Source organism: Roseateles sp. P4_D2 (genome assembly GCF_056401875.1).
Genome location: NZ_JBFUIM010000003.1, coordinates 342,215 through 364,251, shown reverse-complemented (window position 1 = coordinate 364,251; position 22,037 = coordinate 342,215). Strand labels below are relative to the sequence as shown.

The 22,037-nt window shown below is 65.3% G+C and carries 20 protein-coding genes; 2 read left to right on the top strand and 18 right to left on the bottom strand.

Annotation, left to right across the window (positions count from 1 at the left end):
* The first annotated feature begins 10 nt into the window (after positions 1–10).
* Positions 11–391, top strand: coding sequence for a DUF2069 domain-containing protein (locus AC1DW0_RS07445; RefSeq protein WP_477945272.1), 381 nt, complete (start codon positions 11–13; stop codon positions 389–391).
* Positions 388–1,791 carry an FAD-binding oxidoreductase gene (locus AC1DW0_RS07440; protein ID WP_477945271.1) on the top strand — a complete coding sequence of 468 codons (1,404 nt, stop codon included), beginning with the start codon at positions 388–390 and terminating at the stop codon, positions 1,789–1,791. The genes AC1DW0_RS07445 and AC1DW0_RS07440 overlap by 4 nt, the downstream gene beginning before the upstream one ends.
* Here the strand turns inward: AC1DW0_RS07440 and AC1DW0_RS07435 are convergent.
* The 18 genes from AC1DW0_RS07435 to AC1DW0_RS07350 all read right to left on the bottom strand — a co-directional run bounded on the left by AC1DW0_RS07435 (position 1,769) and on the right by AC1DW0_RS07350 (position 21,956).
* Positions 1,769–4,996 (bottom strand): efflux RND transporter permease subunit, encoded by a 3,228-nt coding sequence (locus tag AC1DW0_RS07435; RefSeq protein WP_457442239.1) that lies wholly within the window; start codon positions 4,994–4,996, stop codon positions 1,769–1,771. The two genes, AC1DW0_RS07440 and AC1DW0_RS07435, sit on opposite strands and share 23 nt — an antisense overlap.
* Positions 4,997–5,009: 13 nt before the next feature.
* A complete protein-coding gene (locus tag AC1DW0_RS07430) occupies positions 5,010–6,179 on the bottom strand; it encodes an efflux RND transporter periplasmic adaptor subunit (RefSeq protein ID WP_056196940.1) in 1,170 nt (389 codons plus the stop codon).
* Positions 6,180–6,475: 296 nt separating this feature from the next.
* On the bottom strand, positions 6,476–7,060 hold the full coding sequence (locus tag AC1DW0_RS07425; protein ID WP_477945270.1) for an NUDIX domain-containing protein: 585 nt from the start codon (positions 7,058–7,060) through the stop codon (positions 6,476–6,478).
* Positions 7,047–7,349 (bottom strand): DUF2818 family protein, encoded by a 303-nt coding sequence (locus tag AC1DW0_RS07420; RefSeq protein ID WP_056196937.1) that lies wholly within the window; start codon positions 7,347–7,349, stop codon positions 7,047–7,049. Before AC1DW0_RS07420 ends, AC1DW0_RS07425 begins: the two co-directional genes overlap by 14 nt.
* An 8-nt stretch (positions 7,350–7,357) precedes the next feature.
* Positions 7,358–8,839, bottom strand: a complete 1,482-nt coding sequence (nuoN, locus tag AC1DW0_RS07415; RefSeq protein WP_056196935.1) for an NADH-quinone oxidoreductase subunit NuoN — start codon at positions 8,837–8,839, stop codon at positions 7,358–7,360.
* 21 nt (positions 8,840–8,860) lie between these two features.
* A complete protein-coding gene (locus tag AC1DW0_RS07410; protein ID WP_056196933.1) occupies positions 8,861–10,339 on the bottom strand; it encodes an NADH-quinone oxidoreductase subunit M in 1,479 nt (492 codons plus the stop codon).
* Between the two features lie 20 nt (positions 10,340–10,359).
* Entirely contained in the window at positions 10,360–12,408 is a 2,049-nt protein-coding gene (gene nuoL, locus AC1DW0_RS07405) for an NADH-quinone oxidoreductase subunit L (RefSeq protein ID WP_477945269.1), read from the bottom strand.
* A gap of 7 nt (positions 12,409–12,415) precedes the next feature.
* A complete protein-coding gene (nuoK, locus tag AC1DW0_RS07400) occupies positions 12,416–12,745 on the bottom strand; it encodes an NADH-quinone oxidoreductase subunit NuoK (protein ID WP_056196929.1) in 330 nt (109 codons plus the stop codon).
* Entirely contained in the window at positions 12,742–13,386 is a 645-nt protein-coding gene (locus AC1DW0_RS07395; RefSeq protein WP_477945268.1) for an NADH-quinone oxidoreductase subunit J, read from the bottom strand. The genes nuoK and AC1DW0_RS07395 overlap by 4 nt, the downstream gene beginning before the upstream one ends.
* A 53-nt stretch (positions 13,387–13,439) precedes the next feature.
* Positions 13,440–13,928 (bottom strand): NADH-quinone oxidoreductase subunit NuoI, encoded by a 489-nt coding sequence (gene nuoI / locus AC1DW0_RS07390; protein ID WP_056196926.1) that lies wholly within the window; start codon positions 13,926–13,928, stop codon positions 13,440–13,442.
* 10 nt (positions 13,929–13,938) lie between these two features.
* Positions 13,939–15,036 carry an NADH-quinone oxidoreductase subunit NuoH gene (gene nuoH, locus AC1DW0_RS07385; protein WP_056196924.1) on the bottom strand — a complete coding sequence of 366 codons (1,098 nt, stop codon included), beginning with the start codon at positions 15,034–15,036 and terminating at the stop codon, positions 13,939–13,941.
* A gap of 14 nt (positions 15,037–15,050) precedes the next feature.
* Positions 15,051–17,357: an NADH-quinone oxidoreductase subunit NuoG gene (nuoG, locus tag AC1DW0_RS07380; RefSeq protein ID WP_477945267.1), complete on the bottom strand. Its 2,307-nt coding sequence runs from the start codon at positions 17,355–17,357 to the stop codon at positions 15,051–15,053.
* Between the two features lie 20 nt (positions 17,358–17,377).
* Positions 17,378–18,718 carry an NADH-quinone oxidoreductase subunit NuoF gene (nuoF, locus tag AC1DW0_RS07375; protein WP_477945266.1) on the bottom strand — a complete coding sequence of 447 codons (1,341 nt, stop codon included), beginning with the start codon at positions 18,716–18,718 and terminating at the stop codon, positions 17,378–17,380.
* Positions 18,719–18,726: 8 nt separating this feature from the next.
* A complete protein-coding gene (locus AC1DW0_RS07370; RefSeq protein WP_457325875.1) occupies positions 18,727–19,227 on the bottom strand; it encodes an NADH-quinone oxidoreductase subunit NuoE family protein in 501 nt (166 codons plus the stop codon).
* On the bottom strand, positions 19,224–20,477 hold the full coding sequence (locus tag AC1DW0_RS07365) for an NADH-quinone oxidoreductase subunit D (protein ID WP_056196920.1): 1,254 nt from the start codon (positions 20,475–20,477) through the stop codon (positions 19,224–19,226). Before AC1DW0_RS07365 ends, AC1DW0_RS07370 begins: the two co-directional genes overlap by 4 nt.
* Before the next feature lie 5 nt (positions 20,478–20,482).
* Complete coding sequence (locus AC1DW0_RS07360; RefSeq protein WP_056196918.1) at positions 20,483–21,079, bottom strand: NADH-quinone oxidoreductase subunit C; 597 nt, start codon at positions 21,077–21,079, stop codon at positions 20,483–20,485.
* Between the two features lie 10 nt (positions 21,080–21,089).
* Positions 21,090–21,566: a NuoB/complex I 20 kDa subunit family protein gene (locus AC1DW0_RS07355; RefSeq protein ID WP_046113908.1), complete on the bottom strand. Its 477-nt coding sequence runs from the start codon at positions 21,564–21,566 to the stop codon at positions 21,090–21,092.
* A gap of 30 nt (positions 21,567–21,596) precedes the next feature.
* A complete protein-coding gene (locus AC1DW0_RS07350) occupies positions 21,597–21,956 on the bottom strand; it encodes an NADH-quinone oxidoreductase subunit A (protein WP_056196915.1) in 360 nt (119 codons plus the stop codon).
* Between the last annotated feature and the right edge of the window lie 81 nt (positions 21,957–22,037).

Below are 22,037 nucleotides of genomic sequence, written 5' to 3'. Positions count from 1 at the left end.
TGCCGCAGCTATGTCCCCTGCCCTTGAAAGAACCGAACCCACGGCCGTCGAACGGCTGACGCGCAATCTGGCGCTGGCCGCCACCGTCGCGCTGATCCTGCTGTGCCTGGCCTGGGAACTGTGGCTCGCGCCGACCGGCCGCGGCACGCTGGCCGTGAAGGTGCTGCCGCTGCTGGCGGCACCCGTCGGCCTGTGGCGCTACCGCATGTACACCTACCGCTGGCTGGCCCTGGCCATCTGGCTCTATGTGATGGAGGGCCTGGTGCGCTCGACCAGCGAAGGCGGCCTCGGGCAATGGCTGGCGCTGGGTGAAGTGCTGCTGGGCGTTGTCATCTTCACGGCCTGCACGGCCCAGATCCGCCAGCGACTGGCGGCGGCCAAAGCCACATGAACGCCTTTCTCGCTGCGCTGCGTGAACAGCTTGGCGAGGCGGGCCTGCTGGTGGGTGGCGACCTGGCGGCCTATGAGAACGACTGGCGCAAGCGCTATGCCGGCAAGGCCCTGGCCGTCGCGCGGCCGGTGTCGACCGAAGAGGTCGCGGCGGTGATGCGCCTATGCCACGAGCACCGCGTGCCGGTCGTGCCGCAGGGCGGCAATACCGGCCTGGTGGGCGGCTCGACGCCGGACGACAGCGGCCAACAACTCCTGCTGAGCCTGACGCGCATGAAGCGCGTTCGCGGCATCGACCTCGTCAACGCCAGCCTGACGGCGGAGGCCGGCTGCGTGCTGGCCGAGATCCAAACCGCCGCGGCTGGAGCCGGAATGCTCTTTCCGCTCAGCCTCGCGGCCGAGGGTTCGTGCACGCTCGGCGGCAACCTGGCGACGAATGCCGGAGGCACGCAGGTGCTGCGTTATGGCAATGCGCGCGAACTCTGCCTCGGCCTCGAGGTTGTCACCGTGGCCGGCGAGATCTGGCATGGGCTGTCGGGGCTGCGCAAGGACAACACCGGCTACGACCTGCGCGACCTTTTCATCGGCAGCGAGGGCACGCTGGGCGTCATCACCGCGGCGACGATGAAGCTGTATCCGCAGCCGAAGGAGCGCCTGACCGCGCTGGCGGCCTGTGCCTCGCTGGACGATGCCGTCGCCTTGCTCGGCCTGGCGCGCGAGCGCGCCGGCGATGCGCTGACCGGCTTCGAAGTGATGAACCGCGCCTCGCTCGCCCTTGTTGCGCGCGAGCTGCCGCAATTGCCCCAGCCCTTGCCGGCCGCGGCATGGACCGTGCTGCTGGAGTTGTCCGACGCCGAAAGCGCCGAGCATGCACGCAGCGTCTTCGAAGGTCTGCTTGAAACCGCGCTCGAAGGCGGCTGCGTGCAGGACGCGGCCATTGCCCAGAACATCCAGCAGGCCAAGGCCTTCTGGCATCTACGCGAATCCATTCCGCTGGCCCAGGCCCAGGCGGGGCTGAACATCAAGCATGACATCTCGTTGCCGGTGTCCGCCATTCCCGGCTTCGTCGCCGAGATGGATGCGGTGCTGGCGGCTTATCTGCCCGGCATCGAGGTCATCGACTTCGGCCATCTGGGCGATGGCAATCTGCACTACAACGTGCAGGCGCCGGCCGGCGTGTCGCCGGTGGAGTTCCTGGCCGCGCATGAGGCGGCCATCAACGAGTTGGTCTATGACGCCGTTCAGCAGCGCGGCGGCTCGATCTCGGCCGAGCATGGCATTGGCCGGCTCAAGCGCGACGAGCTGGCTCAGCGCAAGGATCCGACAGCCCTGGCGCTGATGCGGGCGATCAAGCGGGCCCTGGACCCGCTCGACCTGCTCAACCCTGGGCGGCTGGTGTAACGGCCACGCGGCGGCCGGTCACGAAACGGCCGGCCTTGACGATCAGGCGGAACACGAACCGCACCATCACCAGCGCCAGCACCGCTTCGATCAACGTCAGCACAAAGGCACCGACCAGTGTGAACCGCGGCACGCGGCGATGGAACTTGGCCAGCGCATGGTCACGGGCCAGCTCGATGCTGTCGTAGAAGGTCGGCACGATGAGCAGCGTCAGCAGCGTCGACGTGATGGTGCCACCGATGATGGCCACGGCCATCGGGCGGTAGAACTCGCCGCCCTCGCCGATGCCGATGGCGACCGGCATCATGCCGGCGATCAGCGCCAGCGTCGTCATCAGGATGGGACGGAAGCGCTTGCGGCCTGCGTGCATCAGCGCCTCTTCGCGATCGATGCCGGCCTTCTCCTCCTGGCGCGTCGCGTCCAGCAGCAGGATGGCGTTCTTGGCCACCAGGCCCATCAGCATGATGACGCCGATCAGGCTCATCAGGTTCAGCGTGCCGCGCGTCAGGATCAGCGCCAGCACGACGCCGATCAGGCTCAGCGGCAGCGACAGCATCACGGCGAACGGCGCCGTGAAGCTGTTGAACTGGATGACGAGCACGAAATACATCAGCGCGATACCGGACAGCAGCGCCGTGATCATGGCCGTGAAAACAACCTGCTGGTCACGTGCCGCACCGGCCAGCTCGATGCCGAAGCCGGGCGGGAAGTCGATCTTCTCGGCCAGCTTCTTGGCTTCGGCGGTGATCTCGCCGGACGAGCGGCCCTGGGCATTGGCGCTGACCGTGATGGTGCGCTTGCCGTCGCCGTGCTGGATCTGGCCCGGGCCCTTGCCCATGGTGACGGTGGCGATCTGGTCCAGCGGCACCATGCGGTTGGTGCCGGTCACCGCGATCGGCAGGCGCTCGATGTTGGCGGCGTCGACGCGGTCGCTCGGGTGCAGGCGGATGGACACGTCGCGGGCCTCGCCGGTCGGGTCGATCCAGTCACCGGCCTCGACACCGGCGAAGGCGACGCGCAGCGCCTGGGCGGCGTCGTTGACCGAGATGCCCATCTGGTTGGCCAGGCTGCGGTCGAGCTCGATCTGCAGCTCGTTCTGCGGGTCCTGCTCGGAGTAGCCGATGTCGACCGCACCCTTGATGCCCGCCATGGTCTTCTGGAAGTCCTGCGTGATCTGCTGCAGTCGGCGCGTGTCGGTGCCGTAGAAGCGGATCTGCACGGGCTTCTGGGCGCCGTTGTTCAGGTCGTCGAGCACGACGTACTCGGCGCCAACCAGGCGGGCGACCTTCTCGCGCAGCTCCTTGGCGACGTCGGCGGCCGAGCGCTGGCGCTCGGTGCTCTTGCCAATGTCGACGTAGATGCGCCCGCCGCTGGCGTTGGGATAGGAGGTCGTCGCCTTGGTTTCCTTCATCGTCGAGGCCAGGGCAGCGGCCGCGTCGAGCTTGAGCTTGGAATAGTCGAGGCTGCTGGAGGCGGGGCTGCGCACCTCGATGGCCAGGAAGCCGGCATCGGCCTGCGGCAGGAAGCTGGAGCCGCCGAACGTCATCTGCAGGAAGATGGCGCCGACGAGGCTGAGGACCGCGAAGGCCGTCATCCAGCGGCGGTGGTGCAACGCCCAGGCGATGACATGGCCATAGCCGTTGGCCACGCCGTCGAACCAGTGATTGAAGCGCTCCAGCAGCCGGCCGAACCCCTTCTTGGGCTGCTCGTGGTAGCCCACGGGGTCGCCCCAATAGGCCGACAGCATCGGGTCGAGCGTGAAGCTGATGATGAGCGATACGACGACCGAGGCCACGACGGTCAGCGCGAAGGGCTTGAACCATTGGCCGGGGCCGTTGCCCATGAAGGCGACCGGCACGAAGACCGCGACGATGGCGAAGGTGGTAGCAGCCACGGCCAGGCCGATCTCGGCGGTGCCCTCGCGCGCCGCAGTGACGCGGTCGCTGCCGCGCTCCATGTGGCGGACGATGTTCTCCCGCACGACGATGGCGTCGTCGATGAGCACGCCGATGGCCAGCGACAGGCCCAGCAGGCTCATGAAGTTCAGCGAGAAGCCCATCAGCCAGACGGCGATGAAGGCGGCCAGCACGGACGTGGGCAGGGACAGCGCGGTGATCAGCGTCGAGCGCCAGCTGTTCAGGAAGGCGTAGACGACGAAGATGGTCAGCGCGGCGCCAAACACCAGCGCATCGGTGACGTTGTGCAGGCTGTTCTCGGCATCCTTGCCGCCGTCCTGGGTGATCTCGAGCGTCGTGCCCTTGGGCAGTTCCTTCTCGATTTCCTTCAGCAGCGTGCGCGCGCCGTTGGCCACGCTGACGGTGGAGGCATCGCGTGAGCGCGTGATGGAGATGCCGACGTTGGGTCGGCCGTTGCGCAGCGAGTAGCCGGTCATCTCGGCGAAGCCGTCCTGCACCTCGGCCACCTGGCCCAGGCGCACGACGGTGCCGCCGCCGGTGCCACCTGTGCGCTTGATGATCATCTGCTCGAACTCGGCCGGCGACTCGAGGCGACCGAGCAGGCGGATGCTCTGGTCTTCCAGCGCGCCACGCACCTTGCCGACTGGGGCGGTGGTGTTCTGCGCGCGCACGGCATTCAGCACCTCGGTGACGGAGACGCCGAACTCGCGCAGCTTCTCGGCGTGCAGCAGGATGGACAACTCGCGCTTGAGCGAACCGTTGACACCCACCGTCGACACGCCCGAGATGCCGCGAAAGCGCTCGGCAAGCTTGTCCTCGGCCAGGCGGCTGAGCTGGGCGTGCGTCAGCGTCGTGCTGGACAGCGACAGCTGCAGGATGGGCTGAGCGCCGGGGTCGGCCCGCGTGATGATGGGTTCGCGGATTTCGGTGGGCAGCTTGTAGCGCACCGAGGCGATGGCGTTGCGCACCTCATCGGCGGCCTCGATCATGTTCTTCGAGAAGTCGAAGACCAGCACGAGGGTGGCGCTGCCCTCGCGCGACGTGGAGTTGGAGCGATCCACGCCCGAGATGCTCTGCAGCGCTTTCTCGATACGGTTGACGACTTCGCGCTCCACCGTCTCGGGCGACGCGCCCGGATAGGGAATGTTGATGACGAGCACCGGCGGCTCGACCTCGGGGAACTGGTTGACCTTGAGCTTGGACAGCGCCAGCAGGCCCACCAGCATCAGCCCGATGACCATGACGACGGTCGCGACGGGCTTGCTGATGCTGAAGTTGGAGAGAAACATCGAGGTCTCCTGCTTACTTGCTGGCGGCAGGCACGGGTGACGCCGTGCCCGCGACGGCTGAGGCCGCGCCGGCCCCGGCCGTGACGCGCTGCAGCGGCGCACCATCGGTCAGGTTGCCGGTGGGTGCGCGCAGCACCTGGTCTCCCAAAGCCAGGCCTGAAGCGATGACGACCTCGCCGCGGCGGTCGTCACGCTCGCCCAAGATCACGTTGACCTTCTTGAGCTGATTGCCATCGACCTTCCAGACATAGGCGCTATCGCCCTGGCGCTGCACCGAGCCCTCGGCCAGCACCAGCGCCTTGCGCTCGGCGCTCTCGACGCGGCCTTCGGCATAGAGGCCGGAGACCTGAGGGGCCTTGCTGCGATCGTTGAATTCAGCGATGAGCTCGACCTGACGCGTCGTCGCATTGGCAGCGGCATCGATGCGGGCCAGCTTGCCGCGGAACTCCGCGTCGCCAAAGCCGTTGATGCGGAAGGACACCGGCTGGCCCAGCTTGAGCTCGCCCAGGCGATCGGCCGAGACCTGGCCTTCGAAGCGCATCGACGCCGGGTCGATGACCTTGATGAGTTCGCGGCCGATCTGCACGGTGTCGCCGACGGAGATCTTTCGCTCGCTGACGACGCCATCGAACGGCGCGCGGATCTCGGTGCGCGAAACCTGCTGGCGGGCCGTGACGGCGCGCGCCTTGGCTGCGGCCAACTCGCTCTGGGCGGCGTTGCGGCGCACCTCGGCGTCTTCCAGGCCTTGCATGGAAATCATGCCCTGCTGGTTCAGCGTGCGCTGGCGGGCCAGCACGCGCTCGGTCTGCTCGAAGCTCTGTTGGGCGGCGCGCAGCGCCTCATCGGCCGAGGTCAGGCCGTCGCGGATGGAGGTGGGGTCCAGTCGGATGATGAGATCACCCGCGCGCACACGTTCGCCGTTGTCCTTGGCCACCTGCAGCACGACGGCGGCCACTTCGGCACGCAGGTCGGCACGGCGGGCCGGCTGGATGGCGCCCGTGATGACGGGCGCGCCGATCAGGCCGCTCTGGCCAACCTGACGCAGATCCTCGGGCGCGAGCAGCAGCGGCGCAGACGTCTTGGCCGCGGCGCCCTTGGCCTCATCGGGCTTGCCACCCTTGCCGCAAGCGGTAAGGGCCAGGGCCAATGTCAATGCGGTCAGGGTCAGCGATGCACGCGTCATGGAGACAAGCTTTCTTCGAAAGGGCAAAGGTCGGACGGCTCAAACGCCGGAGCTTAACGGTCTGGCAACACGGCGCCAGAGGTCATGTACGAAACGGAAGAACTTTCGGGCCGAGCGCCGGGCCTGCCGTGGGCCGGAGGCCCATGGCCTTCCGTAGGCACAAGCAGTCCGCAGGGACTTCTTGTGTCCGACTCCAGTTCACCTGGCCGGCCCGCCTGGCGATGTGCATGCGGCTCGACGCTGCATGCGTCGCCGTCTCCCTGGAACCGGCCAAGGTATGCCTTGGACGAGAGGCGCTACTTTAGCCAGTCCAGCGCCCAGACACCCTGCTGCCAGCGCTGCAGCCACAGCAGGCCGATCAGGGTCTTGGCATCGGTCAGCTCGCCTTGGGCGGCGAGGCGGTCGAGATCGTCGACCGTGTGTGTGACAAGCTCGAGAAACTCGCCCTCGTCCAACTTCTGCTCGCCCTTGTTCAGGCCACGCGCGAAGTAGATGTGGATGCCTTCATCCGAGTAGGCGATGGCGTTGTGTAGTACACCGGCATAGGCCCATTCGGTGGCGCTGTAGCCGGTCTCCTCCAGCAGCTCGCGGCGACCGCAGACCAGCGGGTCTTCGCCGGCGTCGAGCTTGCCGGCCGGGAACTCCAGCATCACGCGGCCCATGGGGTAGCGGTATTGGCGCTCCATCAACAACCGGCCATCGTCCAGCAGCGGTACGACCATGACGGCGCCGGGGTGGCGGATGTATTCGCGGTGCGCGGCGGTGCCGTCCGGCAGCGCGACACGATCGCGGCGCACGTCGAGGAAGTGGCCCGCGAAGACCTGTGTGCTTTCGAGCAGGCGCTCGACGAGATGGGGGTCTTCGCTGTCAGAGGTGGCCACGGCGCAGATATCTCCAGACAAAGCCGGGAAAGCCCAGCGTGATGAAGAGACAGGTCGCCGCGGCATAGAACTCCCAGCCTTGCGCATGGCGCTGGCCGATGCGGGCCTCCAGCACCGAGCCGAGGGCAAAGGTCAGCGCGGCCATCAATACCAGTTCGAGCAGCCGCCACCAGGCCGCTTTCGGCGCTTGGCGCGGGCCAACGAGGAGTAGCCTCTCGCTGAAGTAAGGCAGGTTGGCCGCGATGACGGCCGCGGCGAGGACCAGCCAGACGGCGGCGGACTGGTCCATGGATGCGTTCAGGTGGCGAGGGCCTGGCGGATGGCGACCTTGCACAGCTCCAACAGGCCACCCGGCAGCAGGCCGAAGACCAGCACGGCGGCGCCGTTGAGGGTCATGACGAAGCGCACGTCGGCCGGCGCAGCCAGCGGGGCCGTATCGGTCGGGGCGTCGAAGAACATGACCTTGACGATGCGCAGGTAATAGAAGGCGCCAACCAGCGACACGACGACGGCGAAGCCGGCCAGCCACAGGTAGAACGGCATCTGCGTGGCCACCAGAGCCTGCAGCACGGCCAGCTTGGCGTAGAAACCCACGGTGGGCGGCACGCCGGCCAGCGAGAACATGAACAGCGTCATGACCAGGGCGAACCAAGGGCTGCGCTTGCCCAGGCCCGCCAGGTCCTTGATCTCCTCAGCCTCATGGCCCTGGCGCGACAGCAAGATGACCATGCCGAAGGTACCCAGGGTCGTCAGCACATAGGTGACGACGTAGAACATGGCCGAGCTGTAGGCGTTGGTGCCCCAGGTCGTGCTGTCGTTGACGACGCCGGCAGTCATGCCCAGCAGCATGAAGCCCATGTTGGCGATGGTCGAGTAGGCCAGCATGCGCTTCAGATTGCTCTGGGCGATGGCGGCGAGGTTGCCAATCAGCAGCGACATGACGGACAGCACGACCAGCATCTGCTGCCAGTCCACCGCCAGGCCGCTCATGCCTTCGACGAGCAGGCGCACGGTGATCGCGAATGCGGCCAGCTTGGGCGCGCCACCGATCAGCAGCGTGACAGCCGTCGGGGCGCCCTGGTAGACGTCAGGCACCCACATATGGAAGGGCGCGGCGCCGAGCTTGAAGGCCAGGCCGGCCACGACGAAGACGGTGCCGAAGATCAGCACGCTCTTGTTCGGGATGCCCTGGGAGATGACGCCAAAGACTTCGGGGATGGTCAGCGAACCGGTGGCGCCGTACATCATCGACAGGCCGTACAGCAGGAAGCCGCTGGCGAGGGCGCCGAGGACGAAGTACTTCATCGCTGCCTCGGTGGACACCGCATGGTCACGGCGCAGCGCGACCAGCGCGTACAGCGACAGGCTCATCAGCTCCAGGCCGAGGTAGACGACCAGGAAGTTGTTTGCCGACAGCATCACGTTGATGCCCAGCAGCGCGAACAGGCTGAGGATGAAGAGCTCGCCCTTGAGCATCTCGCGGAAAGCGGCATAGGGGCGCGCATAGACCAGCGTGATCAGCGTCGCGACGCAGGCGAAGCCGGCCAGCAGGTGGCCCATGGGGTCGGCGACCACCATGTCCTGCATGGCATAGGTGGTCAGGCCGGCGTTGAAGTAGCTGAAGTGCAGGCCACCCACGACGATGAGGGTCAGCTGGGTCAGCCAGTAGGTCGGGCGGCGCTGCTCGTCGGTGACCCACAGGTCCACCAGGGCAACCACGCAGCCCATCGCCAGCAGCAGGATTTCGGGGTAGATCGCGAGCCAGTTCATGTCGTTCATTGTTCTTGCCTCTGCTCGAAATCAGGCCGGGATCTTGCTGAGCGCGACATGCCTGAGCAGCTCGGTGACCGAGTTGTGCATCACGTCGGTGAAGGGCTTGGGATAGAGGCCCATGTACAGCGTCGCCACGGCCAGCAGAGCGAGCATGAGGAATTCGCGGGTATTGATGTCGGTCAGCGCGCGCACGTCGTCGTTGGCAATATCGCCAAAGTAGACGCGCTTGATCATCCACAGCGTGTAGGCCGCGCCAAAGACCAGGGCCGTCGCGGCGATGCCGCCCAGCCAGAAGTTGGCCTTGACGGTGCCGAGGATGACCATCCACTCGCCGACGAAGCCGGCCGTGGCGGGCAGGCCGCAGTTGGCCATGCCGAAGAAGACGGCAAAGGCAGCGAACTTGGGCATGGTGTTGACGACACCACCATAGGAAGCGATCTCACGCGAATGCACGCGGTCGTAGAGCACGCCGATGCACAGGAACATGGCGCCCGACACGAAGCCGTGCGAGATCATCTGTACCAGGCCGCCGGAGACGCCCAGTTCGTTGAAGATGAAGAAGCCCAGCGTCACGAAGCCCATGTGGGCAATGGACGAGTAGGCCACCAACTTCTTCATGTCCTTCTGCACCAGGGCCACCAGGCCGATGTAGACGACGGCGATCAGCGACAGCGCGATGATCAGCCAGGACCAGTGGCGAGCCGCGTCCGGCGCGATCGGCAGCGAGAAGCGCAGGAAGCCGTAGCAGCCCAGCTTCAGCATGATGGCGGCCAGCACGACGGAGCCGCCCGTGGGTGCCTCGACGTGGGCGTCGGGCAGCCAGGTGTGCACCGGCCACATCGGCACCTTGACCGAGAAGGCGGCCAGGAAGGCGAAGAACAGCCAGGTCTGGGCGCCACCGGTCAGCGGCAACTTGTGCCAGGTCTGGATGTCGAAGCTGCCGCCGGGAACCTGGGAGTACAGGTAGAGCAGCGCGATCAGCATCAAGAGCGAGCCGGCCAGCGTGTAGAGGAAGAACTTGAAAGCCGCATAGACGCGGTTCGGGCCGCCCCAGACGCCGATGATGATGTACATCGGGATCAGTGTGGCCTCGAAGAAGACGTAGAACAGCATGCCGTCCAGCGCGCTGAACACGCCCACCATCAGGCCCGACAGGATCAGGAAGGCGCCCATGTACTGGTTGACGCGGGTCTCGATGACCTCCCAGGCCGAGATCACCACGATGATGGTGATGAAGGCCGTCAGCGGCACGAACCACATCGAGATGCCGTCCACGCCCAGGTGGTAGCTGATGTTGAAGCGGTCGATCCAGGGTTGGTTCTCGACGAACTGCATGGCAGCCGTCGATGTGTCAAAGCCGGTGATCAGCGGGATGGTGGCGAGAAAGCTCGCCACGGCAGCGACCAGGGCCAGCCAGCGCACGGCGTGCGCCTGCTCGTCGCGCCCGAGCGCCAGCAGCAAGGCGCCGCAGACGATGGGCAGAAAAATCGCAAGACTCAGCAACATTCTTGTTCTCCGCCTCTCGCTCAGAACCCGAACAGGGCGCTGAACTGGGGCTTGATATAGGGCCAGAGCTGCCAGGTCATCAGGCCGGTGACGCCAAGGATCATGACGAGGGCGTACCAGTACAGGTAGCCGCTCTGCAGTCGGCGCACCAGGCCCGCGATGCCACCGACGCCACGCGCCGAGCCATTGATGATGAGTCCGTCGATCAGCCCGGCATCGCCACCCTTCCACAGGCCCATGCCGATGAGGCGTGCGGCGCGGGCGAGGATGTTCTCGTTGATCCAGTCCATGAAGTACTTGTTCTCCAGGACGATGATCAGCGGGCGCAGCACCTTGGCCAGCGTGGCCGGAATGCTCGGGGCGACCATGTAGAACACGTAGGCCGTCACGACACCGGCCAGCGCGAGCCAGAACGGCAGCGAGGTCAAGCCGTGCAGGGCCATTGCGGCGGCGCCATGGAACTCCTCGGCCAGTTCCTCCATCGCCGGGTGGGCGTGCAGGTTGACGAAGATGGCGTCCTTGAAGAAGTCGCCGAACAGCATCGGCTGGATGGTCATGAAGCCGATGACGACCGACGGGATGGCCAGCAGCACCAGCGGCGCGGTGACAACCCAGGGCGACTCGTGCGGCACGTGGGCGTGGTGGTCGCCGTGGTCGTCATGACCGTGCTGCTCGTCATCTTCCGGCGGGAAGGGCTTGTGATGGAAGTTCTCCTTGCCATGGAAGACGAGGAAATACATCCGGAACGAATAGAAGGCCGTCACGAACACGCCGACGATGACGGCGAAGTAGGCGAAGTGCGCGCCCGGCAGATGGCTGGCGTGCACGGCCTCAATGATCGAGTCCTTGGAGTAGAAGCCCGAGAACAGCGGCGTGCCGATCAGCGCGAGCGAACCCAGCAGCGACGTGATCCAGGTGATGGGCATGTACTTGCGCAGGCCGCCCATGTTGCGGATGTCCTGATCATGGTGCATGCCGATGATGACGGAGCCCGCGCCCAGGAACAGCAGCGCCTTGAAGAAGGCGTGCGTCATCAGGTGGAAGACGGCCACCGAGTAGGCCGAGGCGCCCAGGGCGACGGTCATGTAACCCAGCTGGGACAGCGTCGAGTACGCCACGACGCGCTTGATGTCGTTCTGGATGATGCCGAGGAACCCCATGAACAGCGCCGTGATCGCGCCGATCACCATGACGAAGTTCAGCGCCGTGTCGCTCAGCTCGAACAGCGGCGACATGCGCGCCACCATGAAGATGCCGGCCGTCACCATGGTCGCGGCGTGGATCAGCGCGGAGATGGGCGTCGGACCTTCCATCGAGTCCGGCAGCCAGACGTGCAGCGGGAACTGCGCCGACTTGCCCATCGCACCGATGAAGAGGCAGATGCAGGTGACCGTCATCAGCGACCAATCGGTGCCGGGGAAGATCATCTGCGACAGGATCTCGGACTTGGCGAAGGTCTCGGCGTAGTTCAGCGAACCCCCGAAGGCCACCAGCAGGCCGATGCCCAGGATGAAGCCGAAGTCGCCGACCCGGTTCACCAGGAAAGCCTTCATGTTGGCGAAGATGGCCGTCGGTTTCTTGTACCAGAAGCCGATCAGCAGATACGACACCAGGCCCACCGCTTCCCAGCCGAAGAACAGCTGCAGCATGTTGTTGCTCATGACGAGCATCAGCATGCTGAAGGTGAACAGCGAGATGTAGGAGAAGAAGCGCTGGTAGCCGTCGTCCTCTTCCATGTAGCCGATGGTGTAGATGTGCACCATCAGCGACACGAAGGTCACGACCACCATCATCATGGCCGTCAGGCCGTCGATGAGGAAGCCGACTTCCATCTTCAGCGCGCCGAGGTTCATCCATTCGTAGATGGTGGCGTTGAAGCGCGCGCCGTCGACGGCCACGCTGTACAGCGTCATGGCCGACAGGATGAAGGCGATCAGCACGCCGAGGATGGTGACCATGTGCGAGCCGCGGCGGCCCACCGTCTTGCCGAAGAAGCCGGCGACGATGGCGCCCACGAGCGGCGCCATCGGCACCGTCAGCAGCAGGTTCTGGGAGAGTTGTGCAGACATCTTTTTCTCAACCCTTCAGCGCGTCGAGCTCTTCGACGTTGATGCTGGCTCGGTTGCGGAACAGCACGACCAGGATGGCCAGGCCGATGGCCGACTCGGCCGCCGCGACGGTCAGGATGAAGAACACGAAGACCTGGCCGCCCATGTCGCCCAGGTAGTGCGAGAAGGCGACGAAGTTCATGTTGACCGCCAGCAGCATCAGCTCGATGGCCATCAGCAGCACGATCAGGTTCTTGCGGTTCAGGAAGATGCCGATCACCGACAGCGCGAACAGCATCGCGCCCAGCGTCAGGAAGTGGCCCAGGGTCAAGCCGCTCAGTCCAGTAATGGCGGTCATGCCTGGCCTCCTTCGGTGGGTGCGGCGGGCGAGGCCGGCGGCGTGGCGACGGTGGGCGCCATCTTGACGATCTTCAGGCGCTGGGCCTTGGTGACCTTGACCTGTTCGGATGCGTCCATGGCACGCGAGTCCTTGCGCCGGCGCAGCGTCAGCGCGATAGCCGCAACGATGGCCACGAGCAGCAGCACGGCAGCGATCTGCAGCGGGTACAGGTAAGCGGTGTAGATCTCGATGCCGAGCAGCTTGGTATTACCCATCTTCAGCTGCTCGGCGGTGGCCACCGGCACGTCAGACAGTTGGAAGCCGCCCATCAGCACGATGCCCATCTCGAAGGCGATCAGCGCGCCGACAACGGCCGCCAGCGGCAGATGCTTCCAGAAGCCCTCACGCAGGCTGTCGGTGTTCAGGTCCAGCATCATGACGACGAACAAGAACAGCACCATGACGGCACCGATGTAGACGAGCACCAGCGCAATCGCCAGGAACTCGGCCTTCAGCAGCATCCAGATGCAGGACGCCGTGAAGAAGGACAGGATCAGGAACAGCGCCGCATGCACGGTGCTGCGCGCCGTGATGACGCGGAACGAACTCACCAGCAGGATGCCGGAGAAGACGTAGAAGAGGATGGTCGTGATGTCCATACGTATCCAGGCCAGCTAGGCTGGACCGCTGCGGCCGCAAGGCCGGTCAGCGATCAGCGGTACTTGGCATCAGCCTCCTTTTGGGCCGCGATTTCGGCTTCGTACTTGTCACCGACGGCCAGCAGCATGTCCTTGGTGAAGTACAGGTCGCCGCGCTTTTCGCCGTGGTATTCGAAGATGCTGGTCTCGACGATGGAGTCCACCGGGCAGCTTTCCTCGCAGAAGCCGCAGAAGATGCACTTGGTCAGGTCGATGTCGTAGCGCGTCGTGCGGCGGCTGCCGTCGGCGCGCACGTCGCTCTCGATGGTGATGGCCATCGCCGGGCAGACGGCCTCGCAGAGCTTGCAGGCGATGCAGCGCTCTTCACCGTTCTCGTAGCGGCGCAGCGCGTGCAGGCCGCGGAAACGCGGGGAGAGAGGCGTCTTCTCTTCCGGGAACTGGATGGTGATGTTGCGCGAGAGGAAATGCCTCCCGGTGAGCTTCATCCCCTTGAGCAGTTCCCAGAGGAAGAAGGTCTTCGCGAAATTCGTGATTGCAGTCATGGGCGCCGCCTCACTTCCAGATGTTGAACGGTGTCTGCATCCAGGCACCGACAACGACCAGCCAGATCAGCGTGATGGGAATGAAGATCTTCCAGCCCAGACGCATGATCTGGTCGTAGCGGAAGCGCGGGAACGTGGCGCGCACCCACAGGAACGTCGTGACGACGAAGAAGGTCTTGCCGAACAGCCAGGCCCAATTCCAGAACGCCATCGTGTGCTGGATGAAGGTCGGCGTTTCCATGCCGAACAGGCTCCAGGAGATCGGCGCGCTCCAGCCGCCCAGGAACATGAGGACGGCCAGGGCCGACACCAGGATCATGTTGGCGTACTCGGCCAGGAAGAACATCGCGAACGACATGCCCGAGTACTCGATCATGTGGCCGGCAACGATTTCCGATTCGCCTTCGACGACGTCGAACGGATGGCGGTTGGTTTCGGCCAGGCCCGAGATGAAGTAGACGATGAAGATCGGGAACAGCGGCAGCCAGTTCCACGACAGCAGCGGCACGCCGTGGGATGCAAACCAACCGCGTTCCTGCACCTGCACGACCTCGGTCATGTTCAGGCTGCCGGTCACCATCAGCACGACGACCAGCGCAAAGCCCATCGCGATCTCGTAGGAGACCATCTGCGCCGAGGCGCGCAGCGCGCCGAGGAAGGCGTACTTCGAGTTCGAAGCCCAACCGGCAATGATGACGCCGTAGACCTCGAGCGAGGTGATGGCCATCAAGTACAGCAGGCCGGCATTGACGTTGGCGGCGGCGGCATCCGGGCCGAAGGGCACGACGGCCCAGGCGGCCAGCGCCGGCATGATGGTCATGACGGGGCCGAGGAAGAACAGGCCCTTGCTCGCGGCTGCGGGCTTGATGATCTCCTTGAAGATCAGCTTGACCGCATCGGCGATGGGCGTCAGCAGGCCGTAGGGGCCGACGCGGTTCGGGCCCGGGCGGATCTGCGACCAGCCGATGGCCTTGCGCTCCCACAGCGTCAGGTAGGCGACGCAGATCATCAGCGGTGCAACGACCGCGATGATCTTCATCAGGCTCCACACCAGGGGCCACAGGGCCCCCAGCAGCGAGGCGCCGTTCTGGTAGAGGGTGTCGATCATTCTTGTCAGCTCCCTCAGACCTTGCTGATGTTGAGCGTGCCGAAGGCAGCACCCAACGCGGCGGTTTGTGCCAGGCCAGCGGGCACGCGGGCCACGCCTTGCGGCAGGCCGGCTTCAAGGCGTGCGGGCAGTTGGGCGGCACCGCCGTCCTGCACGACGCGGACCTGATCGCCCTCAGCCAAGCCAAGCAGTTGCCACAGGCTGCTGGGCAGGCCGACCGTGGCGGCTTCACGGCCGTCGGTGGTCAGCTGCAGCGAGGTCGAGTTGCGCACCAGCGCATCGGTCGCGTAGATGGGCAGATTGCCGAAGCGCTCGACGCCCTCAGCCTTGACCGCGGCTTGCGGCGCAGAGGTGGTGGCGTTGCTGAGACGGGCGGCGATGTCGCCACCCAGGGCTTGTTCGCGCACCTGCTCGGAGCTGTCCTGGTCGAAGCCCGGCAGGCCCAGCAGATTGCCCAGCACACGCAGCACCTTCCAGGCCGGACGCGTCTCGGCCAGCGGGCGCACGACGCCGACGAAGCTCTGCAGTCGGCCCTCGGCGTTGACGAAGCTGCCGGAGGTCTCGGTGAACGGGGCGATGGGCAGCAGCACGTCGGCGTATTCGAGACCGCTCTTGAACGGGCTCAGCACGACGACCATCTCGGCCGCGTCCAGCGCCTTGGCGGCGGCGGCGGCATTGGCGGAGTCCAGCACCGGGTCGGTGTTCAGCAGCAGTGCGGCCTTCAGCGAGGTGCCGTTCAGCATCTGGCCGGCATTCAGGCCGTCGATCTGCGGCTGGGCCTTCACGAGCTGCGCGCCAACCGTGTTGGCGGCGGCGGTCAGGTAGCCGACGCTCGCGCCGGTCTGCTGGCCAATCCACTGCGCCAGCGCCAGCAGGCTGGCGGCTTGCGAGTGCTCGGCGGCAGCGTTGCCCAGCAGGATGGCCTTGGCTTTACCGGACTGCAGGCTGGCGGCGATGGCCTTGGCTTCGTCGGTGGCCGTGCCGGCCAGCGGGGCACCAGCACCAATCGCGGCGGCCACATCGGCCAGGGCTTGCACCCAGCCCGAGGGCGCGACGGAGGTCGAGCCGGCGAGCGGCATCAGCCAGTCATCGCTGCTCAGGCCGACACGATGCACGGCGGCACCACGGCGCGCGGCGTGGCGCAGGCGGGCGGCGAACAGCGGGTGGTCCTTGCGCAGGTTGGAGCCGACGACGAGGGCGCGGTCGAGCTCGGACAGGCTGGCGATGCTGGTGCCCAGCCAGTGCGCCTGGCCGGCTGACGCGACATTGCCGAAGTCGCTGTGGCGCAGGCGGTGGTCGATGTTGTCGCTGCCCAGGCCGCGCACAAGCTGTGCGAGCAGGTGCAGCTCTTCCACCGTGCTGTGGGCCGAGCCCAGCGCGCCGATGGCGGCCGCGCCATGGTCGGCCTTGATGGTCTTGAGGCCGTTGGCGATGTATTCCAGCGCCGTCGTCCAGTCGACCTGCTTCCAGGCACCGCCCTGCTTGATCATGGGCGCGGTCAGGCGCTGGTCGCTGTTCAGCGCTTCATAGCTGAAGCGGTCGCGGTCGGCGATCCAGCATTCGTTGACGTCTTCGTTCTCGAGCGGAACGACGCGCAGGACCTGATGGTTCTTGACCTGGACGATCAGGTTGGCACCGGTCGAATCGTGTGGGCTGACGCTCTTGCGGCGCGACAGTTCCCAGGTGCGGGCGCTGTAGCGGAACGGCTTGCTCGTGAGCGCACCGACCGGGCAGATGTCGATCATGTTGCCCGACAGCTCGGAGTCCACCGTGCGGCCGACGAAGGTCTGGATCTCGCTGTGCTCGCCGCGGTGGGCCATGCCCAGCTCCATCTGGCCGGCGATCTCCTGGCCGAAGCGCACGCAGCGGGTGCAGTGGATGCAGCGGCTCATCTCTTCCATCGAGATCAGCGGGCCGACGTTCTTGTGGAAGACGACGCGCTTCTCTTCGGTGTAGCGGCTCTTGCCAGCACCGTAGCCGACGGCCAGATCCTGCAGCTGGCACTCGCCGCCCTGGTCGCAGATGGGGCAATCCAGCGGATGGTTGATCAGCAGGAATTCCATGACGCCCTGCTGGGCCTTGATCGCCTTGTCGCTCTTGGTGCGAACGATCATGCCCTGCGTGACGGGCGTCGCGCAGGCCGGCATGGGCTTGGGCGCCTTCTCCACGTCCACCAGGCACATGCGGCAGTTGGCCGCGATGCTGAGCTTCTTGTGATAGCAGAAGTGCGGGATGTAGGTGCCGGCCTTCTCGGCGGCATGCATGACCATGCTGCCTTCCAGGACCGAGACCTTCTGACCGTCGAGTTCGATTTCAACCATGGTGGTGTTTCTCTAGGCGCTCAGGTCGGAGCCACCAGGGGCTTCTTGTGTTCAATTAGGTGCACGAACTCGTGCTTGAAGTGCTTGATCATGGCGCGCACAGGCATCGCGGCAGCGTCGCCCAGCGCGCAGATCGTGCGGCCCTGGATGTTGTCGGCCACCGAGTTCAGCAGGTCGATGTCCTCTGCCCTGCCCTCGCCGTGGTAGATGCGCTCCAGCACGCGGTGCATCCAGCCCGTGCCTTCGCGGCAGGGCGTGCACTGGCCGCAGGACTCGTGGGCGTAGAAGTAGGACAGGCGCAACAGGCTCTGCACCATGCAGCGCGAGTCGTCGAGGACGATGACGGCGCCCGAGCCCAGCATGGAGCCGGCCTTGGCGATGGAGTCATAGTCCATCGTGCATTGCATCATCACGTCGGCCGGCAGCACCGGCGCGGACGAACCGCCGGGAATGACGGCCTTGAGCTTGCGGCCCTTGCGCACGCCACCGGCGAGCTCGAGCAGCTTCTCGAAGGACGTGCCCAACGGAACCTCGAAGTTGCCAGGCTTCTCGACGTCACCCGACACCGAGAACAGCTTGGTACCGCCGTTGTTGGGCTTGCCGATCTCCAGGTAGGCCTGGCCGCCGTTGCGGATGATCCAGGGCACCGCCGCGAAGGTCTCGGTGTTGTTGATGGTGGTGGGCTTGCCGTACAGGCCGAAGCTGGCCGGGAACGGCGGCTTGAAGCGCGGCTGGCCCTTCTTGCCTTCCAGCGACTCCAGCAGCGCGGTTTCCTCGCCGCAGATATAGGCGCCGAAGCCATGGTGGCCGTGCAGCTGGAAGCTGTAGTCCGAGCCCATGATCTTGTCGCCGAGGTAACCCGCGGCGCGGGCTTCTTCCAGGGCCGCTTCGAAGCGCTCGTAGACCTCGAAGATCTCGCCGTGGATGTAGTTGTAGCCGACCTTGATGCCCATCGCGTAGGCGGCGATGGCCATGCCCTCGATGACCTGATGCGGGTTGAACATCAGCAGGTCGCGGTCCTTGCAGGTGCCCGGCTCGCCTTCGTCGGAATTGCAGACGAGGTATTTCTGGCCCGGGAACTGTCGGGGCATGAAGCTCCACTTCAGGCCGGTCGGGAAGCCTGCGCCGCCACGGCCGCGCAGGGCCGAGGTCTTCACTTCGGCAATGACTTGATCGGCTGTCAGGCCTTCGCCACCGTCCTTGCCGAGGATCTTGCGCAGGGCTGCATAGCCACCGCGGGCTTCATAGTCCTTGATTGACCAGTTCTTGCCGTCCAGGTCCGCGTAGATCTGCGGAGCGATGTGGCGGCCGTGGAAACAGGTCTCGGCGCCGGTGGCTTGGAATTTGGAAAGGTCCAGCATCGTCGTCCTCAGGCCTTGGCTGCTTCAGACCGCAGCACGTCGACGAGCTCATCCAGGCGCTCGGTCGTCATGAAGCTCAACATCTGGCGGTCATTCACCAGCATCACCGGCGAGTCGGCGCAGGCGCCCAGGCACTCGCTCTTCTGCACGGTGAACAGGCCGTCGGCCGTCGTGCCGCCCTGCTCGATGCCGAGCTTGCTGCACAGGTGGTCCAGCGCCTTCTGGCCGTCACGCAACTGGCAAGGCAGGTTGGCGCAGACGTTCAGCTTGAACTTGCCCGCCGGACGCTGGTTGAACATGTTGTAGAAGGTCGTCACCTCGTAGACCGCAATGGTCGGCATGCCGAGGTGGGCGGCGATCACATCTTCCGCGGCGCGGGACACGTAGCCCTCCTCCTGCTGCACGATGGCCAGGCAGGCCATGACGGCGGACTGGCGCAGCTCGTAGGGGTACTTGGCGACCTCGCGGTCGAAGCGCGCGCGGGTGGCGTCAGAGAGTTGGTAGCTCATCGATCAATCTCGCCGAACACGATGTCCATGGTGCCGATGATGGCGACGGCGTCGGCAATCATGTGGCCGCGTCCCATCTCGTCCAGCGCTGCCAAGTGGGCAAAACCAGGCGGGCGGATCTTCAGGCGGTAGGGTTTGTTGGCACCGTCGCTGACCATGTAGATGCCGAACTCGCCTTTGGGGTGCTCGACGGCCGCATAGGCCTCGCCCTCGGGCACGTGGAAGCCTTCGGTGAAGAGCTTGAAGTGGTGGATCAGCTCTTCCATGTTGGACTTCATGTCCACGCGCGAAGGCGGCGCCACCTTGTGGTTGTCGGTGATGACCGGCCCGGGGTTGGCACGGAGCCAGGCCGAGCACTGCTGGATGATGCGGTTGGACTGGCGCATCTCTTCCACGCGCACGACGTAGCGGTCGTAGGTGTCGCCGTTGGTGCCGATGGGGATGTCGAAGTCCAGACGGTCGTAGACGTCGTAGGGCTGCTTCTTGCGCAAGTCCCAGGCGATGCCGGAGCCGCGCAGCATGGGGCCGGTGAAGCCCAGGTTCAGCGCGCGCTCGGGCGAGACGACGCCGATGCCGACCGTGCGCTGCTTCCAGATTCGGTTGTCGGTCAGCAGCGTTTCGTAGTCGTCGACGTTCTTCGGGAAGCGCGCGGTGAAGTCGTCGATGAAGTCCAGCAGCGAGCCTTGGCGGTTCTCGTTGAGCCTGTCGATGGCCTTGGCATTGCGGATCTTGCTGGCCTGGTGCTTCGGCATCGTGTCCGGCAGGTCGCGGTAGACGCCACCCGGCCGAAAGTAGGCCGCGTGCATGCGTGCGCCCGAGACCGCCTCGTACATGTCGAACAGGTCTTCGCGCTCGCGGAAGCAGTAGATGAGCACATTCATCGCACCGCAGTCCAAGCCGTGCGCGCCCAGCCACATCAGGTGATTCAGCAGCCGCGTGATCTCCGCGAACATCACGCGGATGTATTGCGCGCGGATCGGCACCTCGATGCCCATCATCTTTTCAATGGCCAGGCAGTAGGCCTGCTCATTCGCCATCATCGACACATAGTCGAGGCGGTCCATGTAGGGCAGCGACTGGATGTAGGTCTTGCTCTCGGCAAGTTTCTCGGTCGCGCGGTGCAGCAGGCCGATGTGGGGGTCGGCACGCTGGATGACTTCGCCGTCCAGCTCCAGCACCAGACGCAGCACGCCGTGCGCGGCCGGATGCTGCGGACCGAAGTTGAGGGTGTAGTTCTTGATTTCGGCCATGGTGTTCAGAGCCCGCCGTACTTGTCTTCGCGAATGATGCGAGGCGTGATCTCACGCGGCTCGATGGTCACCGGCTGGTAGATGACTCGCTTCTGCTCGGCGTCGTAGCGCATCTCGACATGACCCGACACCGGGAAGTCCTTGCGCATCGGGTGGCCGATGAAGCCGTAGTCCGTCAGGATGCGGCGCAGGTCGTCGTGGCCGTCGAAGATGACGCCATACATGTCGAAGGCTTCGCGCTCAAACCAGTTGGCCGAACTCCACACGCCGGTGACCGAGGCCACGCAGGGGAAGTCGTCGTCGGTGGCGAAGACCTTCAGGCGCAGGCGCCAGTTCTTGCTGATCGACAGCAGGTGGCTGACTGCGGCGTAGCGGGCGCCTTCGTAGGCACCATCGCCGAAGCTGCTGTAGTCGACGCCGCAGAGGTCGATCAACTGCTCAAACTTCAGCTCGGGGTGGTCACGCAGCGTCGTCGCGACCTCGAGGTAGTCGGCCGCGCGCACGGTCAGCGTCAGTTCGCCCAGGGCGTTCTTCAGCGCAACGACGCGCTCACCGAGGACGGCGCCAACTTGCTGGGCCAGGGTTTCGAGATTCAGGCTCATACCTTGGCGCTCAGCGTGCAATGGTGTTTTCGCGGCGGATCTTGGCCTGCAGTTGCAGGATGCCGTAGAGCAGCGCCTCGGCCGTCGGCGGGCAGCCGGGCACGTAGACGTCCACCGGCACGATGCGGTCGCAGCCGCGCACGACGGAATAGCTGTAGTGGTAATAGCCGCCGCCATTGGCGCAGGAGCCCATCGACAGCACCCAGCGCGGCTCGGCCATCTGGTCGTAGACCTTGCGCAGGGCCGGCGCCATCTTGTTGCACAGCGTGCCGGCCACGATCATCAAGTCGGACTGGCGCGGGCTCGGGCGAAACAGCATGCCGAAGCGGTCGATGTCGTAGCGCGCGGCACCCGCGTGCATCATCTCGACGGCACAGCAGGCCAAACCGAATGTCATCGGCCAGAGTGAGCCGGTCTTGGACCAGTTGATGAGCTTGTCGACCGACGTGGTGACAAAGCCCTCTTTCAAGACGCCTTCAATACCCATTTGGAATTCCCAGCTTGTGTCGGCGGACGTTTATTCCCAATCGAGGGCGCCTTTTTTCCACTCGTAGGCAAAGCCGACGACCAGAATGCCGAGGAAGATCATCATGGCCCAGAAGCCCGTCGCACCGATCTCCTTGAGCGCCACGGCCCAAGGGAACAGGAAGGCAATTTCCAGGTCGAAAAGAATGAACAGAATGGCGACGAGGTAGTAGCGCACATCGAATTTCATGCGCGCGTCTTCAAAGGCCTCAAAGCCGCATTCGTAGGGGGAGTTCTTGGCCGCGTCGGGCCGATTGGGGCCGAGCAGCGCGCCGAGCACCTGGGGTGCAATCCCGACCACTGCGCCGACCAAAATGAAGAGGATGACGGGCAGGTATTGATCGAGATTCATCTGGGCTTTCTCGGGTCGACTAAACGTCTTCGTCAACGTGGCCCGCATACGCGAGCCACAAAAGCAAACGGGCGCGTCACC

What these genes read in the sequence shown, in the direction of transcription:
- nuoI (WP_056196926.1), bottom strand. Translation starts at nt 13,928, where the DNA reads ATGACTGCAATCACGAATTTCGCGAAGACCTTCTTCCTCTGGGAACTG.
- nuoG (WP_477945267.1), bottom strand. Translation starts at nt 17,357, where the DNA reads ATGGTTGAAATCGAACTCGACGGTCAGAAGGTCTCGGTCCTGGAAGGC.
- AC1DW0_RS07445 (WP_477945272.1), top strand. Translation starts at nt 11, where the DNA reads ATGTCCCCTGCCCTTGAAAGAACCGAACCCACGGCCGTCGAACGGCTG.
- AC1DW0_RS07365 (WP_056196920.1), bottom strand. Translation starts at nt 20,477, where the DNA reads ATGGCCGAAATCAAGAACTACACCCTCAACTTCGGTCCGCAGCATCCG.
- AC1DW0_RS07420 (WP_056196937.1), bottom strand. Translation starts at nt 7,349, where the DNA reads ATGGACCAGTCCGCCGCCGTCTGGCTGGTCCTCGCCGCGGCCGTCATC.
- AC1DW0_RS07395 (WP_477945268.1), bottom strand. Translation starts at nt 13,386, where the DNA reads ATGGACATCACGACCATCCTCTTCTACGTCTTCTCCGGCATCCTGCTG.
- AC1DW0_RS07370 (WP_457325875.1), bottom strand. Translation starts at nt 19,227, where the DNA reads ATGAGCTACCAACTCTCTGACGCCACCCGCGCGCGCTTCGACCGCGAG.
- nuoN (WP_056196935.1), bottom strand. Translation starts at nt 8,839, where the DNA reads ATGAACGACATGAACTGGCTCGCGATCTACCCCGAAATCCTGCTGCTG.
- AC1DW0_RS07355 (WP_046113908.1), bottom strand. Translation starts at nt 21,566, where the DNA reads ATGGGTATTGAAGGCGTCTTGAAAGAGGGCTTTGTCACCACGTCGGTC.
- AC1DW0_RS07350 (WP_056196915.1), bottom strand. Translation starts at nt 21,956, where the DNA reads ATGAATCTCGATCAATACCTGCCCGTCATCCTCTTCATTTTGGTCGGC.
- AC1DW0_RS07440 (WP_477945271.1), top strand. Translation starts at nt 388, where the DNA reads ATGAACGCCTTTCTCGCTGCGCTGCGTGAACAGCTTGGCGAGGCGGGC.
- nuoL (WP_477945269.1), bottom strand. Translation starts at nt 12,408, where the DNA reads ATGTCTGCACAACTCTCCCAGAACCTGCTGCTGACGGTGCCGATGGCG.
- nuoF (WP_477945266.1), bottom strand. Translation starts at nt 18,718, where the DNA reads ATGCTGGACCTTTCCAAATTCCAAGCCACCGGCGCCGAGACCTGTTTC.
- AC1DW0_RS07430 (WP_056196940.1), bottom strand. Translation starts at nt 6,179, where the DNA reads ATGACGCGTGCATCGCTGACCCTGACCGCATTGACATTGGCCCTGGCC.
- AC1DW0_RS07410 (WP_056196933.1), bottom strand. Translation starts at nt 10,339, where the DNA reads ATGTTGCTGAGTCTTGCGATTTTTCTGCCCATCGTCTGCGGCGCCTTG.
- AC1DW0_RS07435 (WP_457442239.1), bottom strand. Translation starts at nt 4,996, where the DNA reads ATGTTTCTCTCCAACTTCAGCATCAGCAAGCCCGTCGCGACCGTCGTC.
- AC1DW0_RS07360 (WP_056196918.1), bottom strand. Translation starts at nt 21,079, where the DNA reads ATGAGCCTGAATCTCGAAACCCTGGCCCAGCAAGTTGGCGCCGTCCTC.
- nuoH (WP_056196924.1), bottom strand. Translation starts at nt 15,036, where the DNA reads ATGATCGACACCCTCTACCAGAACGGCGCCTCGCTGCTGGGGGCCCTG.
- nuoK (WP_056196929.1), bottom strand. Translation starts at nt 12,745, where the DNA reads ATGACCGCCATTACTGGACTGAGCGGCTTGACCCTGGGCCACTTCCTG.